Here is a 14470-nt window from a genome sequence, read left to right on the forward strand (position 1 = left end):
TTGTATTTACTTGCTTATTGCCAAGGTTAAAAAGGCCCGGGCAACCAAGGTAACCGTTTCTAAAGGCGGCAAGACCTAGACCTTCAACATCCGCAAGAATGCCAAATGGCCCAACGGCCAGACCTTGACCGCCAGCACACCGACTCCAACGTCCTTTGCTTAGGGGCCAAGATTATCGGGGATATGATGGCCGGCGAAATCGTCAAGACCTGGCTGAACACGGATCCTTTGATGGAAGAAAAGTACCGCCGGCGGGTGGACAAGGTCATGGCCATCAACGATAAGCACTGCGTGCCAGTGAAATAGAATATTTCACTAAAACGATTATGTTGTTCTGATATTTTTTCTTAGCCATTTCAGAGAAAGGCTGTTGCAGCGGCAAAGTTTTGCTATAATTAAGCATATGACTAAGCTTCGGCATATTGCTGAGCCTTTTAATAGAAAGATGAGGAAACAAGATGAATAAGACTGAACTTGTCTCAGTTGTAAGTGAAAAGACTGAATTCAGCAAGAAGGAATCTGCTCAAATCGTTGACGCTTTGTTTGCATCAATCGAAGAAGCACTTGCTAAGGGCGAAAAGGTACAATTGATCGGCTTTGGGACTTTTGAAGTTCGTGAACGCGCTGCTCGGAAGGGTCGCAACCCGCAAACTGGCGCTGAAATCGAAATTCCTGCAAGCAAGGTTCCAGCCTTCAAGCCTGGCAAGGCCCTGAAGGATGCCGTTAAGTAAGCTTGACCACTTTAAAAGACCATCGGTTGATTCCGGTGGCCTTTTTTTGCGGACAAAATCCTGTAATTAAAACGTAACACAGCTTCCCTTGATTTTAGTAAATATTATGGCTAACATAATTTGTAGTTATCTTTATGATGAGAAAGGGAAAAACAGTTTGAATTTTAAAGACTTCTTTTTGAAAAAATCCGCGAAAACTGCCGGCAAGCTGGCCTTAGCCGCCAGCCTCCTGCTTCCAGCTTTGGCGCCAGCTACGGTCCAGGCGGAAGCGACCAAGAGCGACGTCAACCGGGTAATGAGGGACAACCACCTGGCCGGGTCAGTTCTTTTAGTCCAAAACGGCAGCGTCAAGACCGTCAACTACGGCTATGCCTGGTTTGGCCGGCGGATAAAGAACGGGTCTTATAACGTGACTTATCCAGCTGCTTCCCTGCAAAAGGTGGTAACCGGAGCCATGCTGGTACAGATTATGAACGAAAAGAATCATACCAAGCAGCAATTCAGCCAGTACACCAAGATCTCCCGCTGGTACCCCAAGCTGAAGAATGCCCGCTACGTGACGGTCGGCAACCTCTTGACTCACACTAGCGGCTACCGGAAGGTTGGCTCAGAAAGCAACCAGAATCTGTCGGAAAACAAGGCCATCAACTGGGTGACCCAGAAGATCAACGGCAGCTGGCAGTATCAGATTGGCAGCTTCAACTACAGCGACACTAACTACATTTTGCTGGCCGGCATCATCCGCAAATTGACCGGCCGCTCCTATGCCTACAACTTTAAACACCGGATCGTTCATCCGCTGGGGTTGGCCCACACCAGCCTCAGACATGACATTCCTTGGACCCGGAGCCAGGCAGTATCATACGCTTATCTATGGCAGAGAAAGTACCAAAGACCGGTCTCCCTGCCTAAGTCCGTGGCTTCCCAGATCCCAGGCGCCGGCAACATGTGCACCACGCCAGTTGAATATTACGAGATCTTGCTGGCCCTGCAGAACGGGGCAATTTTGAACCAAAGCGACTTCAATTACCTGACTCACCTCAAGGCCAGAAAGACCACCTATAGCGGCGGTATGTACATGAAGCGGGGCGGCAAGGTCAAGTCTGCCTTTGGCGCGATTAGGGGTGAGCACTATGGGAATTATGTCCAGCTGACGGCGGACAACAGAAACGGGATCATCATGTTCGTAAATGAGCGCAGCCAGACTAAGCAGCAGCTCAAGGGCCTGGCCTTTGGCCTCTTGCAGAAGATCCAGCCGGGAACCTTTAGTTTGAATTAGTGAGTGATTTTTTTTATTTTTTAAAAAATAATAATTTTTCGCCCTTTTCCCCTGAATGGCCTTATAATGTTCATATGTATCCAAGGGAGGAAAGACCACTGTTGTTTAAAAAGGGAAGAAAAATCATCACAGCTCTGCTGGTCGCGGCAGTATGTGCCGCTATCTGCGCTTCAGCCTGGCCGGAAGAAACGGCCCCTGATCTGGTAACGGCGGCCGATATGCATGTTTTTGTCGAGAAGCTTTTTAAGAAGAAGCATGTGACCGGCAGCGTGGCTATAGTGCAAAAAGGGCATGTCCAGGTCGTCAACTATGGCTTAGCTAATGCTAAGCGGAAGGTCAAGAATGGGGCCAGCCAGGTTGTCTACCCGGCCGCTTCCATGCAAAAGGAAGTTACCGGGGCCATGATCATGCAGCTGATGGAAGAAAAGAAGGGGAGCTCAAGTGCTTTTAGTCAAAACACGAAGATCTCCCGCTGGTACCCGGCCTTGCGGAATGCCAAGAAAATCAGCGTGGGCAACTTGCTTTCTCACACGTCTGGCTTGCAGATTCCAGAAGTAGAAGTTGACCGCCACATCAACTATAGTGAAGACCAGGCAGTAAACTGGATTGTGAACCGGGCCAACCAATTGCCGCAGGACAAGGTGGGGAGCTACCACTACAGCGACGTCAACTATGTTTTGCTGGCAGGCATCATCAAGAAGGTGAGCCATAAGTCATATGCCTGGAATTTTAAGAAGCGGGTGGTCCAGCGGCTGGGCCTCAAGTCAACTTATGTAAGCAGCCAGCTGCCTAAGAATAAGATGCTGGCCGTATCTTACACCTATAAGCATGGCAAGAACTACCAGCAGGCGGCAACTTTGGAAAAGACACGGTTGTCTCAGCTGGTTGGGGCCGGGAACATGTTGACGACAGCCAGCGACTACTATCTTATCCAAGAAGCTTTGGGAACAGGGCAGTTCCTGTCGCCGAGCGCCTTTCACAAGCTGACCCACCTCAAGAGCAAGATCAATCAATATAGCGGCGGGGTTTACCTCAAGAAGGGGGAAAAGGTCAAGCTGGCCTACGGGGCAATTGGCGGCGCTCACTATGCTGCTTACTTCCAGCTGACGGCTGACAACAAGAACGGGATTATCCTGCTTCTCAACCAGCGTAGCTTTGGCGAAAACAAGGTTAAGGACGTTGGCTATCAGATCTTGAAAGAGATCATGTTTGATACTTTCTCTAAGATCTAAACAAAGTAAAAATAGACAATAAAATTACAAGCTAAAAAGGCAGATCTCCGGATCTGCCTTTTTTGTCGTTAAATTGCTGGTTAATTCTGAAATGTTACAGAGCTTTTTAAAAGCTTAAAGAGAATAATCGTCCTGCAAAGTTTGGACCCGGACCAGGGCGTCTTTGATCCGCTCTTTTGGCAATTCGCCGCTTTCTAGAGCTGCTTGCAGGATTGGCAACTTTTCCAAGCTGCCGCCTAAAAGGAGGTCGGCCCCGGCCTTTAAGGCTAAAAGCTCCGGGCAGCTGCTTTCTCGCGCTGCCGCCATGGCTAAGTCATCGGTGATGGTTACTCCGGAATAATGAAGGTCCTGCTTGAGCAGACGGTAGATTTCCGGGGAGAGGGAAGCAGGGCCAGGGCTATAGCAGGCAACTTCCAAGTGAGCCACCATGATGGTCGGCACGCCGGCCGTGATCGCCGCTTTAAAGGGCAAAAGATCAAACTGGGCTTCCTTAAGGCTTCTAAGGTCTTTAGCCGGAGCCTGGTGGGTGTCGCCGGCATCCCCGTAGCCAGGAAAATGCTTGGCGCAGCATGCAATCCCCAGCTGCCGGTAGAGCTTGATGAAGGCCGCGATCGCCGGCCCGGTTTCTTCGGCTCCTACTTGCAGGGTCCGGCTGTAGATGAAGCTGGCCGGATCAAGCGAAAGATCAGCCACCGGAGCAAAGTTCAAATTGATGCCTAAATCTTTTAATTCCAGGGTCGTCTTTTTACTTTCGCTTAAGAAATAGTCGGCTCCCTTTTGCAAAAGTTCAGCCTGGCTGGGGTAAGACCGGTTTGGATAAAGGGTGGACAAGCGGCTGACTAAACCGCCTTCTTGGTCAATGGCGAGCAGCAAACCTGGCCGGACATGCCGGTAAATCGCCAGCCGCTCTTTAACAGCCTTTTCGCTTAGGCCTGCCAGGTCTTTGGCAAAGAGGAGGAGGCCGGCTGGCTGGTACTGCTCCAAAAGGCGGAGGTTTTCAGTAAAATCGCCAGTGCTGTCGATTAGGAAAAGGCTGGCCAGTTTTTGACTAAGTGAAGACATGATGCACCTGCTTTCTAAAGTTAAAACAAAATGGATATTTTGTGAATTTTACCAAGTCTCTATAAATGATATTATTGGCTCTTTTTTACCCGCAAGCAAGGCAAAAGGGTTAAAAATATGCAAGAAAGCCCTGGCGGTTGCCAGGGCTTCTTGCCATCGAGATAGAGATTTGCGTGTTGTGAAAAAATAAGAAATTTAATGTAATGCAATGCTGGTTAAAGCGGTAGACTAGCAATTAGATAGAATTCAAATTCAAGGGAAAAGGGAAGTGTCACGAATTCTTAATTATGCCGCTGGTGGGCAGGAACTACTGACAATTTGCGGCGGGACCATCTGTAGCGGGTAAAGGCAAACATGGCCAATGAAATCGGGAGTAATTCGGTAAACAGTTTCAGCATAGTTTTTGCCTCCTTTGCTTAGTAGCAAGTTTTTCTGAACTTGTACTGTAAGGATAGCTGGCAAGCGTGGTCATTTGATGAACAGCTTGCTAAAAAAAGCTGTGGAAAAGCTAAAGAAAAGTTAAACGGCAGATCTTTGTTGATCTGCCGCTTTGTTTTTGTCTTGATAAGCTTGACTTTACCGGAAGCTGGACTTAGTCACGTATTGGCCGACACCAACGATGTAGTACTTCTTACCTTTGATTGATACGGCACCGCCATAGGTCTGCTTTTGGCTGTATTTCTTCAAGACATACTTCTTGTAGCGAACCGCCTTGCCATGTGATTTCTTGTAGATATAGGCATTCTTTTTCAAGGTCCGGCTTGTCCCATCAACGTTGGAAGCAGAGATGAAGGAGTTGTAGCCGGTTTGGTAGTACTTCTTATTCTTAATAGTCGTCCGGCCAAAAGTCAGGATCTTCTTACCTTCAGCGACAGAAGAAGTGGTCTTCTTCAAGTTCTTGCTGTAAACGGCAGAGCTGTGCATGACCTTAATGTAGCGGCCGTCAGCGCTCAAGGCGCTGATGTACTGGTCAGTGCCCAGCTTGTAGTACTTTTCCCCGCCTAAGATGGCATAGGCGTAGGCGTAGACCTTCTTGCCCTTCTTATAGCTAGTCCTGGTCTTTTCCAGGCTCTGGGTGTAAACGGTGGCCGCGTTTTTCAAAGTGATGTAGCGGCCATCAATGTCGGAAGACTGAACATACTTGCCGGAAGCCTTGGAGATCTTGTAGTATTTGACGTTTCCCCGGGTCAAAGTGCCGTAAGTGGTGACGGTCTTGCCAGCCTTGAGGGCCTTGCCCTTGGTCTTATTGCCGTTTCTGTCGTAAACGGCGGCGGTCCGCTTGACGACTTTCTTAACCGTAGCGGAAGTCTCAGTAACTGTCTCATAGGCTGAAGCCGGCAGGTCGCCAAAGGTGATGTTGCAGTATGATTGATCACCATTGATGTTAATATCCGCGTTTTGTAGGCCGTTCTTGTAGGCAGATCCATCAAAGGTTAACGTCTTCTTGTCACTGATTGCTACTTCATCATTTACTTGGACATAGTTCAAGCCCGCGTCATCAATGTCATCTACATCAATCGAGATGGACGAAATTTTATGTTTCTTGATCGTTACCGTGGCTGATGGAAAAAAGTTAAAAGGAATATCAATATTGTTGCCTAGATTCTCTACGGTGACCATTACCGTGTAGCTGCCGTCCTTGTATTCCTTGCTGGTCTTGGCCTTAGTCGCAGCTGCCTGGATGGGAGCTGCCTGAGGAATTACGGACAAGCTGGCCGTTGCCAGTGACAGGGCGGTTACGATGGATTTGCTTAACTTTTTCATTCTTGAATTTTGCCTCCTGGGACTAGTCAAAGTTTCTTTTTTGAGATTTTATTTTATTATCGCCCGATTTAATTTAAAAAACAATCAAAAAAGATTCTGCCCAAGCAGAATCTTTCCTGGTTTATCCTCAGTTTTAGCGGAAGTTAGACTTAACCACGTATTGGCCAACTGAGATGATGTAGTACTTCTTGCCCTTGATTGATACAGCGCTACCGTAAGTCTTGCGGTGACTGTTCTTCTTCAAGACGTACTTCTTGTAGCGGACCGCCTTGCCCTTGGACTTCTTGTAGATGTAGGCATTCTTCTTCAAAGTCCGGGTCGTCCCATCAACGTTGGAAGCAACGATGAACTTATTTTGGCCAACTTGGTAGTACTTCTTCTTGTTGCTCAAAGTGGTCCGGCCGAAGGTCAAGACCTTCTTGCCTTCGCTGTATGATGAGCCGGTCTTCTTCAAGTCCTTGCTGTAAACAACCGCGCCGTGCTTGACAGTGATGTAACGGCCCTTAGCGTTCAAGGCCTTGATGTACTTGTTAGTGCCGAGCTTATAGTACTTTTCCCCGCCCAAGATAGCGTAGGCATAAGCATAAACCTTCTTGCCCTTCTTGTAGCTAGTCTTGGTCTTCTTCAAGTCCTGGGTGTAAACGGCAGCCGCGTTCTTCAAGGTGATGTAGCGGCCGTCAACGTTAGAAGCCTTGATGTACTTATTTCCAGTCTTGGAAACCTTGTAGTACTTAGTAGTGCCCCGGGTCAAGGTGCCGTAAGTAGTGACAGTCTTGCCGGCCTTGATTGACTTGTACTTGGTCTTGGCGCCGTCACGGTTGTAAATAGCTGAGTTCTTCTGCACCTTCTTCTTAACAACTGCTGAAGTTTCAGTGACAGTTACAAAGGCTGAACTTGGTAAAGTGCTGAAGACAACGTCAGCACTGAACTTGCTGCCATTGACCGTGAAAGTGGCGGTCTTAGTGCTGGTTTGGTAAGCGCCGGCAGCAAAGGTGTAGGTTACGCTGCCATCTTTGCCGGTGCTGGTCTTAGCCTTGGAGCCGTTGATGGTCAAGTCACTGTAGACCGGGCTGTCCTTGGCCAGGGTGAAGGACACTGAAGAAATCTTCTTGCTCTTGATCGTGACCTTAGCAGCGGCTGCCGTCAAAAAGCTGGCTTCAGTTGAGTAAACCTGGCTGCCGCTGTCATAGAAGCTGGCGGCAACAGTGTAGCTGCCAGCTTTATATTCTTTGCACACTAGTTTATTATTGCCCTTATTTTATTAAAAAACAATAGAGCGTTTACCAAAATCTTGGTAAATAGTGGCTATTCATTGAGCGGGCGGGTAAATGGTGCTAAAATCAAATTAGAAAGTGAATATTAAGATAAGAATTCAGCGATTTGCTGTTTTACTTCTAAAAGGGTAAGGGGGCATGGCAATGACTAAGAGTCAAGCCAATAAGGCTTACCGGCGCGCCCGCCGCAGCCGGCTGCTGGTTTGTCCCAGCGGCAAGCGGGCCTTTAAGACAAAGTTCGATGCCGATCTGTTTCTTTATAAAGAAGAAGTGACCGTTCACCTTCGCGAAATCAACCATGAGCACTGGCGGCTAATGCCGATTCGGGCTTACCGGTGTCCTTATTGCAAGAATTATCATGTAACCTCAATGCCGCTGGAGCGCTATGAGCAGCTGCACGGCGAAGAACGGGAGCGGACCTGATGGCCCGCTTTTTTCTTGCTTTTTGCTAAAATGTAAGTAAACGACTGGAGGAAAAAATGAGCCGACTAAATTCTTATTTCTACGATATCGAATCTTTGACCAACGCCTTTACTCTGTCCTGCTACCGGCCAGACGACCAGCGGGTTGACATCTATTACCTAGTTGATGATCCGGCCTTAAACGAAGGTGACAGCCTGGACTTTAAGAAGGCTGCTGCCCAGCGGATCCGGGAGAAGAACCAGAACTTTACGGGGGATATCTACTACTACAATCTCTGCTCAAGTGCAGCTTCCGCCCGTCTGGCCCAGACCTTTGGGGTCTCAGATGCCCAATACGTCAATGATCCCCAAGCCCCGTCCTCTTTTCCAGGCCAGTTCCGCCCGGTCTGCGACACTGACGCCGGCTACCAGGAAGAAGAAGCGCCCTACCTAATGGGCTACAATTCCAGCAACTACGATTTGACCATGCTGGCCTATTACTTTACCCAGGCCTGGCAGCCTGGTGAAAGTGGCAAGCGGGACCGCTTTTCAGCCGTGACGGCCAAGGAGATGCGGGACTTTAACGATGAACTCTTCAGCCGCTATATCGGCAACATGCGCCTGCGCCTTTGGCAGGACAAGACCATGGGCTTAGTTGCCAAAAATTTCCAGATGTCCGGCCGCCATATTGACGTCGCCCAGCTCAATGAGCGGCAAAGACGGGTCGGCCTCAAGCGCCTTTTGGGGATGCTGGGCTGGCAGATTCTGGAAAGTGACAAATTAAAGCCCGGCCAGGACTACTTGACTAGTCCCGAAGAACTGGCTGATCTCATTGCCTATAATGTCTCTGACGTGGTTAACTTAAAGGAGCTTTTCTGCCATCCTTACTACCAGGGGCAGTTTATTTTGAAAAAGGGTCTCTTGGGTCAGTACCCGGACTTGATCTACCAAGAAGACGGGGACAGCTACCAGGCGAAAATTGGGTCAGCCTTTGTCAGAAAAGACCGCTTGACCATTGACTCGACTTCTGCCAATTTTGCCCGCAGGACCATCTGCCCATATGGCCGCTTAAAAGACGACCGGGCCGTTTCATTTTTGTATCCAGCCGCTAGCGTGGCGGAAAAAACAGGCGAAAAGCAGAGAGATATCCTAGAAGAAAGCCGGGACTTTTTCTACAAGCTCTTTGAAGATGAAAAATTGCGTAAAAAATTTGACCGGGTTTATGACTACTACAAGCAGTTTGCCGGCAAGAACTTCAATCCTTCAAAGGAATACCAGGAAGATTACGGGGACCAGGCCCTGCCGGTCAGCGACCTAAGTGAGGTCGAGAACGAAGATACCAACCTTTTCTACTACCAAAAAAACGGTCAGCCATCGACTTGCTACATCACTTTCTCCGTTGGCGGCCTGCATGGGTCAGAGTACAACAAAGAGCTTTACTTAAAAGACTATTCCCTTTGGGAGAAAAAGCAGGCTGACCTGGCTTATGTGCAAAAGCTTTACCCAGATCCTTTGGACCTGCGTAAGGCGAGGGAGGTCACCCTGCCAGACGGGCGGACGGAAAAGTACCAGACTTTCTTGACGGCTAAAGCAACGATCAAGTTGATGGAGCAGACGGATCCGGCTGACCGGGGGCAGTTTTGGCGGGACTTTAGTCAGGATGAACCGTCTGTTTTCAAAAAGCAGGGGAGCCGGGTCAGACTGGATGACCGCTATGCCTTTACCTCAAGCGACCTGACCAACCACGAGGACTTTACCTCCTACTATCCAAACATGCTCCGGCGCCTCAATGCTTTTTACAATGACCGCTTAGGCGAAGACCGGTATACGGCGATCTTTGAAAGAAAGCAGGAATTGGACAAAAAGCGGACTGATCCCCAATATAGCAGCGAAGAGCGGCGGATGTTCAATATCGAAAGAGAAGGGACCAAGCTGATCTTAAACTCAGCTACCGGGGCTGCTGATCCTAGAGAAGGGCGGGTGCCCTCTTCGATTAGAATGAACAACCGGATCCGGTCTATGCGGATTATTGGTCAGCTCTTCACTTATATGATCGGCCAGGCCCAGACTTATGCCGGAGCCCGGATCGTGTCAACCAACACTGATGGTCTTTACTCGGTCTTAGATGCTGACTTAAACCGGCAGATCCTGGCTAAAGAAGCCGCTGAAATCGGGGTGGAGATTGTCCCAGAAGAACTTTACCTGGTTTCTAAAGACTCCAACAACCGCCTGGAAGCCAGCCCAGATTTGACCAAGGTTCTGTCAGCTTCAGGCAGCCTGGCCTGCCGGAAGGACACCAGCCCGACCAAGTCCCTGGCCCACCCGGCTATCATCGACTGGGCCCTCAGCCGCTACCTGCTGGAAAAAAGGACAGACCTGGCAGCGCCCTTTGACCGGGACCTGGGCCGGCAGATCCTGGCGGAAGCTGAGGAAGCCTTCCCAGACCCGGCCCACCGGCTCAGAATGTTCCAAAACGTCCTCTCAGCCAACCACAGCAAGGAGCGGGCTAACTGCATTTTCGGCCGGGGGGATGCCGGCCAGCTCTTAATCTTGCAGCGCTACAACCGGGTCTTTATCTATCAAGACGGCCTGCCGAAGACGGTCCACCTTTATTCCGCCGCGGCTAAAAAGCTGACCCCGGCCATGCTGAACAAGCGCAAGAGAAGCGGGGAAGCCGCCATCCAGCATGACCAAGAAGCCCTGGCGGTTCTTAAGGCTAACGGCCTGGGCAACTTGGCAAAAGGCCGGGAGGCTACGGTCCAGAAAATTCCTAATTTGTCACCTGACTGGTCCATGCACGTGGAAAACCGGGCCGTCAACTTACTTGCGCTTGACGAGCAGGAAGCAATTTTGAATTCGCTTGACTATGACAAGTACCTGGACCTGGTGGCTAGCGCTTATGAAAAGAACTGGCGGAATTTGACTACATCCGGGCCAGTCTTATAAAATGGTTAGCGATGCTTTTTTACAGATGAAAGAAATTGCAACAGAAAAAATAGATATAGAGAGAAAAACTATAATACGGAGAGAAGAAAAATGAGCAAACAAATCATGGATGAAGCGGGGATCCGCCGGGCTTTGACCAGAATGAGCTACGAAATCGTGGAAAGAAACCAGGGGACGGAAAACCTGGTCTTAATCGGGATCAAGACCCGGGGCTGGTACCTGGCCCAGAGAATCGGCGACCGTCTGGCCAAGATTGAAGGCAGCCAGCTGCCAGTCTTGTCTTTGGACATCTCCGCCTACCGGGACGACCTCAGCCGAGAAGAAAAGGCCAAGGCCATTGCCAGCTTTGACACTTCCTTTGACTTGACCGGCAAGACGGTCATCTTGGTTGACGACGTCCTTTATACCGGCCGGACCATCCGGGCAGCCCTTGACGCGATCATGGACCAGGGCCGGCCAGCCAAGATTGCCTTGTCTGTTTTGATCGACCGGGGCCACCGGGAACTGCCGATCCGGCCGGACTTCATCGGCAAGAACATCCCAACCGCGGCCAGCGAAGACGTCCAGGTCCAGGTCAGCGAAATCGACGGAGAAGACGCCGTGAAGATCAGCGAGGCATAAGATGGCTGAACAATACTTTACTGAAAATCCCACGGTTGACCATGACGAGCACCATGTCAACTACCACCTCAACGGTATTAATTTGAACCTGACCACGGATGCCGGCGTTTTTTCCAAAAACCGGGTCGACTACGGCAGCGGGGTCTTGATTGAGCAGATGCTGGAGCAGGATTTGCCAGGCGGCAATATTCTGGATGTCGGCTGCGGCTATGGCCCGATCGGTCTTTTCGCTGCTAAAAAGTGGCCAGACCGCCAGGTCGACATGGTTGACGTCAACGAACGGGCCATGGACCTGGCCAGAAGAAACGCAGCGGCCAATGGGGCAGGCAACGTCAATATTTTTGCCTCAGACCGCTATCAAGAAGTTTCCGGCCAATATGCCATGATCGTGACCAACCCGCCTATCCGGGCCGGCAAGGCCATCTGGTCCAGCATTTTGGCGAAAGCCAAGGACCACTTAACTGACGGCGGGATTCTGCTAGTCGTCATCCAGAAAAAGCAGGGAGCACCGAGCGCGAAGAAGCTGATGGCCGCCAGCCTGGGCAACTGCGAAATCTTGACCCGGGACAAGGGCTACTACATTTTAAAGAGCGTGAAGAAATAATGTATTCAAGCGAAGAAAAAAAGACCTACATGGAGGCCGCCTTTGCGGAAGCGGAGAAGGCCCGCCGGCAAGACGAGGTTCCCATCGGAGCCGTTGTCGTGGGCCCAGACGGGCAGATCATCGGCCGGGGCTACAACCGGCGGGAGCTGGATGAAGACGGGACGGCCCATGCCGAAATCCTGGCCATTAAGGAGGCCTGCCAAAAGCTTGACTCCTGGCGTTTGATCGACTGCAGCCTGTTTGTTACCCTGGAGCCTTGCGCTATGTGCGCCGGGGCCATTATCAACTCCCGGATCAAGGAAGTCTACTTCGCGGCCATGGACCCCAAAGCTGGCGCCGCTGGCAGCGTGGTCGACCTCTTCAGCGTGGAAAAATTCAACCACCATCCCAAGGTCATCCGGGGCCTTTACAAAGAGCAAGGGGCCCAGCTTTTGAAAGATTTCTTCCGGGAAATCCGCCGTAAGCAAAAATCAGCAAAAAAAGCCCAGGAAAATTGCCAAAAGGATTAGTTTAGGTTACAATATTGGTTGGGCAATGTTCGACCTCCGAAGCGTGTCAGGACCGGAAGGTAGCAGCACTAAGGTCGCTTGGGCATGTGCCCTTTATTTAGCAATTAACAGGCTCTTAGCTCTTCGGGGCTAGGAGCTTTTTCATTACGGGGAGAATGTATGGCTTATCAAGCTTTGTATCGCAAATGGCGCCCGCGCACCTTTGATGATGTGGTCGGACAGGAAGCCATTACCGATACCCTCAAGAATTCACTTATCCGGGGCAAGGTCTCGCATGCCTTCCTTTTTGCCGGCCCGCGGGGGACGGGGAAGACCTCCTGCGCCAAGATTTTTGCCAAGGCCTTGAACTGTTTAAACCTGCAAGAGGGCGAACCTTGCAACGAGTGCAGCAACTGCCTGGCCGCCGACCAGGGGGCAATGCCGGACATCATCGAAATGGACGCGGCCTCAAACAACAGCGTTGACGAAATCCGCGACCTTTTAGACAAGGTTCACTACGCTCCAACTGAAGGCAAGTACAAGGTTTACATCATCGACGAAGTCCACATGCTGTCGATTTCAGCCTTCAATGCCCTTTTGAAGACTTTGGAAGAACCGCCGGCCAGCGTCGTCTTTATTTTGGCGACGACTGAACTGCAGAAGGTGCCGGCCACTATCATTTCCAGAACCCAGCGCTACAACTTCAAGCGCTTCTCAAATGAGGCCATGGTCAAGCGGATGGAATACATCCTGGGCCAGGAAGGGGTCGAATACGAGGACAAGGCCTTAAAGGTCATCGCCCAAGTCGCTGACGGGGGGATGCGGGATGCCTTGAGCATTTTGGACCAGCTCCTTTCTTTTGAAAAAAGCAGTGTCCGTTACGAGGACGCCCTGGAAGTCACCGGTTTCGCCGCCCAGGAGCAAGTCGAAAAGCTCCTTTTGGCCCTCTTAAACGGGGACAGCCAGACGGCCCTGGATTTGGCTAAGTCTGCCATCCAGGACGGGGCCAGCGCCCAAAACATTTTAAATGAAATTATCAGCTTGACCGTCCAGGCCATGCTTTTTACCAAAACAGGGCAGGGGGAATTCCTGACGGATGACTTTGCCCAGGAAATTGCCCAGCAAAGCCCGGACCGCTTCAGCCAGATCATTGACCAGGCTAATGACGCCTTGGGCAGCCTCCGCTTTACCAACCAGCAGCAGATTCCCTTAGAAGTCTTTTTAGTCCAGGCTGGCCAAGAGCGGCAAAACAGCCAGGCGGGCCCGCAAGTTGCTTCTGCGGCCAGCAACCCGGCCTTAGAGCGGCAGGTCAAGGCCTTGAAAGAACAAGTCCACCAGCTGACCCAGCAGGTTCAGCAGCTGAGTCAGCGGCCAAGCCAGGCCTTCAGCCCCCGCCATGTCTTCCAGCTCAACCAGCAGCTGTACACGCAAAAGGGCGGGGCAACCGAAGTGGCCCAGCAGGCAGCGGAAAAGCAGCAGCAAGCTGAAAGCCTGCAGGCTGAAATCACCAGCAGCCAAGAAGAGATCTACGCGGTCTTAAGCCAGGCCACCAAGCCCGGCTTAGCTGAGGCCCGCAACCTTTGGGACCGGGACTTGCCAAGCATGCTGGAAGAGCCGGCCAAGACGGTCTTGGGCTTCCTGCAGCCGATCGCGGCCAGCGACCGGGCACTTCTTTTGTCCAGCCAGTCCCGGGCCTGGCAGCTGGCCACAAATCCTCAGGAATTTTTAGCAACTCTCAAAGCTGACCTGGAGCAATTGACCAAGGAGAGCTGGACCATCGCTATCGTTGACGAAAAGGCCTGGCCAAAGATCCGCCAGGACTTCATCAAGGAACACGCCAGTCAGCTCCGATCTAAGGCCCAGCCAGCAGAAGCCCAGCCGGCAGAAGCAGCAGCTCCTGAGCCGCCTTTGCCGGACCAGGCGCCGACGGAAGAAGCGGCAGATGACGCGATTGTGACCAAGGCAGAAGAGCTTTTCGGCCCTTTGGCCCAGGTTAAGGACTAATATTCGCCAAAAAACTTTTTTCGCGTTAAAATTAAGCAGATAAAAAAGAAATAGTAAAAGGAGA

At 50.9% G+C, this 14470-nt stretch carries 14 protein-coding genes and 1 other RNA gene; 12 read left to right on the forward strand and 3 right to left on the reverse strand.

Annotated elements, in window-relative coordinates; genetic code table 11:
* Positions 1–105: 105 nt before the first annotated feature.
* The 4 genes from Q0J41_RS00305 (at position 106) to Q0J41_RS00320 (ending at position 3242) form a co-directional block, all read left to right on the forward strand.
* Complete coding sequence (locus Q0J41_RS00305; RefSeq protein ID WP_296224618.1) at positions 106–306, forward strand: RpiB/LacA/LacB family sugar-phosphate isomerase; 201 nt, start codon at positions 106–108, stop codon at positions 304–306.
* Between the two features lie 152 nt (positions 307–458).
* Positions 459–731 (forward strand): HU family DNA-binding protein, encoded by a 273-nt coding sequence (locus Q0J41_RS00310; RefSeq protein ID WP_002876514.1) that lies wholly within the window; start codon positions 459–461, stop codon positions 729–731.
* Positions 732–909: 178 nt separating this feature from the next.
* Positions 910–2010, forward strand: coding sequence for a serine hydrolase domain-containing protein (locus Q0J41_RS00315; protein ID WP_296224640.1), 1101 nt, complete (start codon positions 910–912; stop codon positions 2008–2010).
* A gap of 101 nt (positions 2011–2111) precedes the next feature.
* Positions 2112–3242, forward strand: coding sequence for a serine hydrolase (locus Q0J41_RS00320; RefSeq protein ID WP_296224642.1), 1131 nt, complete (start codon positions 2112–2114; stop codon positions 3240–3242).
* Positions 3243–3356: 114 nt separating this feature from the next.
* Here the strand turns inward: Q0J41_RS00320 and Q0J41_RS00325 are convergent, their stop codons facing one another.
* On the reverse strand, positions 3357–4304 hold the full coding sequence (locus tag Q0J41_RS00325; protein ID WP_296224645.1) for a glycoside hydrolase family 3 N-terminal domain-containing protein: 948 nt from the start codon (positions 4302–4304) through the stop codon (positions 3357–3359).
* Between Q0J41_RS00325 and Q0J41_RS00330 the strand changes: the two genes are divergently transcribed.
* A complete protein-coding gene (locus Q0J41_RS00330; RefSeq protein ID WP_296224647.1) occupies positions 4303–4494 on the forward strand; it encodes a hypothetical protein in 192 nt (63 codons plus the stop codon). The genes Q0J41_RS00325 and Q0J41_RS00330 overlap by 2 nt on opposite strands.
* Before the next feature lie 386 nt (positions 4495–4880).
* Here Q0J41_RS00330 and Q0J41_RS00335 read toward each other — a convergent pair whose 3' ends face one another.
* A complete protein-coding gene (locus tag Q0J41_RS00335) occupies positions 4881–6068 on the reverse strand; it encodes an SLAP domain-containing protein (RefSeq protein WP_296224649.1) in 1188 nt (395 codons plus the stop codon).
* Between the two features lie 133 nt (positions 6069–6201).
* Positions 6202–7305 carry an SLAP domain-containing protein gene (locus Q0J41_RS00340; protein WP_296224651.1) on the reverse strand — a complete coding sequence of 368 codons (1104 nt, stop codon included), beginning with the start codon at positions 7303–7305 and terminating at the stop codon, positions 6202–6204.
* 181 nt (positions 7306–7486) lie between these two features.
* Between Q0J41_RS00340 and Q0J41_RS00345 the strand changes: the two genes are divergently transcribed.
* The 7 genes from Q0J41_RS00345 to dnaX all read left to right on the forward strand — a co-directional run bounded on the left by Q0J41_RS00345 (position 7487) and on the right by dnaX (position 14406).
* Positions 7487–7765: a hypothetical protein gene (locus Q0J41_RS00345; protein WP_296224654.1), complete on the forward strand. Its 279-nt coding sequence runs from the start codon at positions 7487–7489 to the stop codon at positions 7763–7765.
* A 56-nt stretch (positions 7766–7821) separates the two neighbouring features.
* Complete coding sequence (locus Q0J41_RS00350; protein ID WP_296224656.1) at positions 7822–10689, forward strand: hypothetical protein; 2868 nt, start codon at positions 7822–7824, stop codon at positions 10687–10689.
* A 90-nt stretch (positions 10690–10779) separates the two neighbouring features.
* Positions 10780–11310: a bifunctional pyr operon transcriptional regulator/uracil phosphoribosyltransferase PyrR gene (gene pyrR, locus Q0J41_RS00355; RefSeq protein ID WP_296224657.1), complete on the forward strand. Its 531-nt coding sequence runs from the start codon at positions 10780–10782 to the stop codon at positions 11308–11310.
* A 1-nt stretch (position 11311) separates the two neighbouring features.
* Entirely contained in the window at positions 11312–11914 is a 603-nt protein-coding gene (locus Q0J41_RS00360) for a class I SAM-dependent methyltransferase (RefSeq protein ID WP_296224659.1), read from the forward strand.
* On the forward strand, positions 11914–12423 hold the full coding sequence (gene tadA, locus Q0J41_RS00365; RefSeq protein ID WP_296224661.1) for a tRNA adenosine(34) deaminase TadA: 510 nt from the start codon (positions 11914–11916) through the stop codon (positions 12421–12423). Before Q0J41_RS00360 ends, tadA begins: the two co-directional genes overlap by 1 nt.
* A 12-nt stretch (positions 12424–12435) precedes the next feature.
* Positions 12436–12533: signal recognition particle sRNA small type (ffs, locus tag Q0J41_RS00370), an RNA gene on the forward strand.
* 49 nt (positions 12534–12582) lie between these two features.
* Positions 12583–14406: a DNA polymerase III subunit gamma/tau gene (gene dnaX / locus Q0J41_RS00375; protein WP_296224663.1), complete on the forward strand. Its 1824-nt coding sequence runs from the start codon at positions 12583–12585 to the stop codon at positions 14404–14406.
* Positions 14407–14470 lie beyond the last annotated feature (64 nt).

The organism is uncultured Lactobacillus sp. (genome assembly GCF_944327175.1).
GTDB lineage: Bacteria > Bacillota > Bacilli > Lactobacillales > Lactobacillaceae > Lactobacillus.

Coding starts and splice junctions, on each gene's coding strand:
- Q0J41_RS00325 (WP_296224645.1), bottom strand. CDS start 4,304: ATGTCTTCACTTAGTCAAAAACTGGCCAGCCTTTTCCTAATCGACAGC.
- dnaX (WP_296224663.1), top strand. CDS start 12,583: ATGGCTTATCAAGCTTTGTATCGCAAATGGCGCCCGCGCACCTTTGAT.
- Q0J41_RS00330 (WP_296224647.1), top strand. CDS start 4,303: ATGATGCACCTGCTTTCTAAAGTTAAAACAAAATGGATATTTTGTGAA.
- Q0J41_RS00335 (WP_296224649.1), bottom strand. CDS start 6,068: ATGAAAAAGTTAAGCAAATCCATCGTAACCGCCCTGTCACTGGCAACG.
- tadA (WP_296224661.1), top strand. CDS start 11,914: ATGTATTCAAGCGAAGAAAAAAAGACCTACATGGAGGCCGCCTTTGCG.
- Q0J41_RS00310 (WP_002876514.1), top strand. CDS start 459: ATGAATAAGACTGAACTTGTCTCAGTTGTAAGTGAAAAGACTGAATTC.
- Q0J41_RS00305 (WP_296224618.1), top strand. CDS start 106: ATGGCCCAACGGCCAGACCTTGACCGCCAGCACACCGACTCCAACGTC.
- Q0J41_RS00345 (WP_296224654.1), top strand. CDS start 7,487: ATGACTAAGAGTCAAGCCAATAAGGCTTACCGGCGCGCCCGCCGCAGC.
- Q0J41_RS00350 (WP_296224656.1), top strand. CDS start 7,822: ATGAGCCGACTAAATTCTTATTTCTACGATATCGAATCTTTGACCAAC.
- Q0J41_RS00360 (WP_296224659.1), top strand. CDS start 11,312: ATGGCTGAACAATACTTTACTGAAAATCCCACGGTTGACCATGACGAG.
- pyrR (WP_296224657.1), top strand. CDS start 10,780: ATGAGCAAACAAATCATGGATGAAGCGGGGATCCGCCGGGCTTTGACC.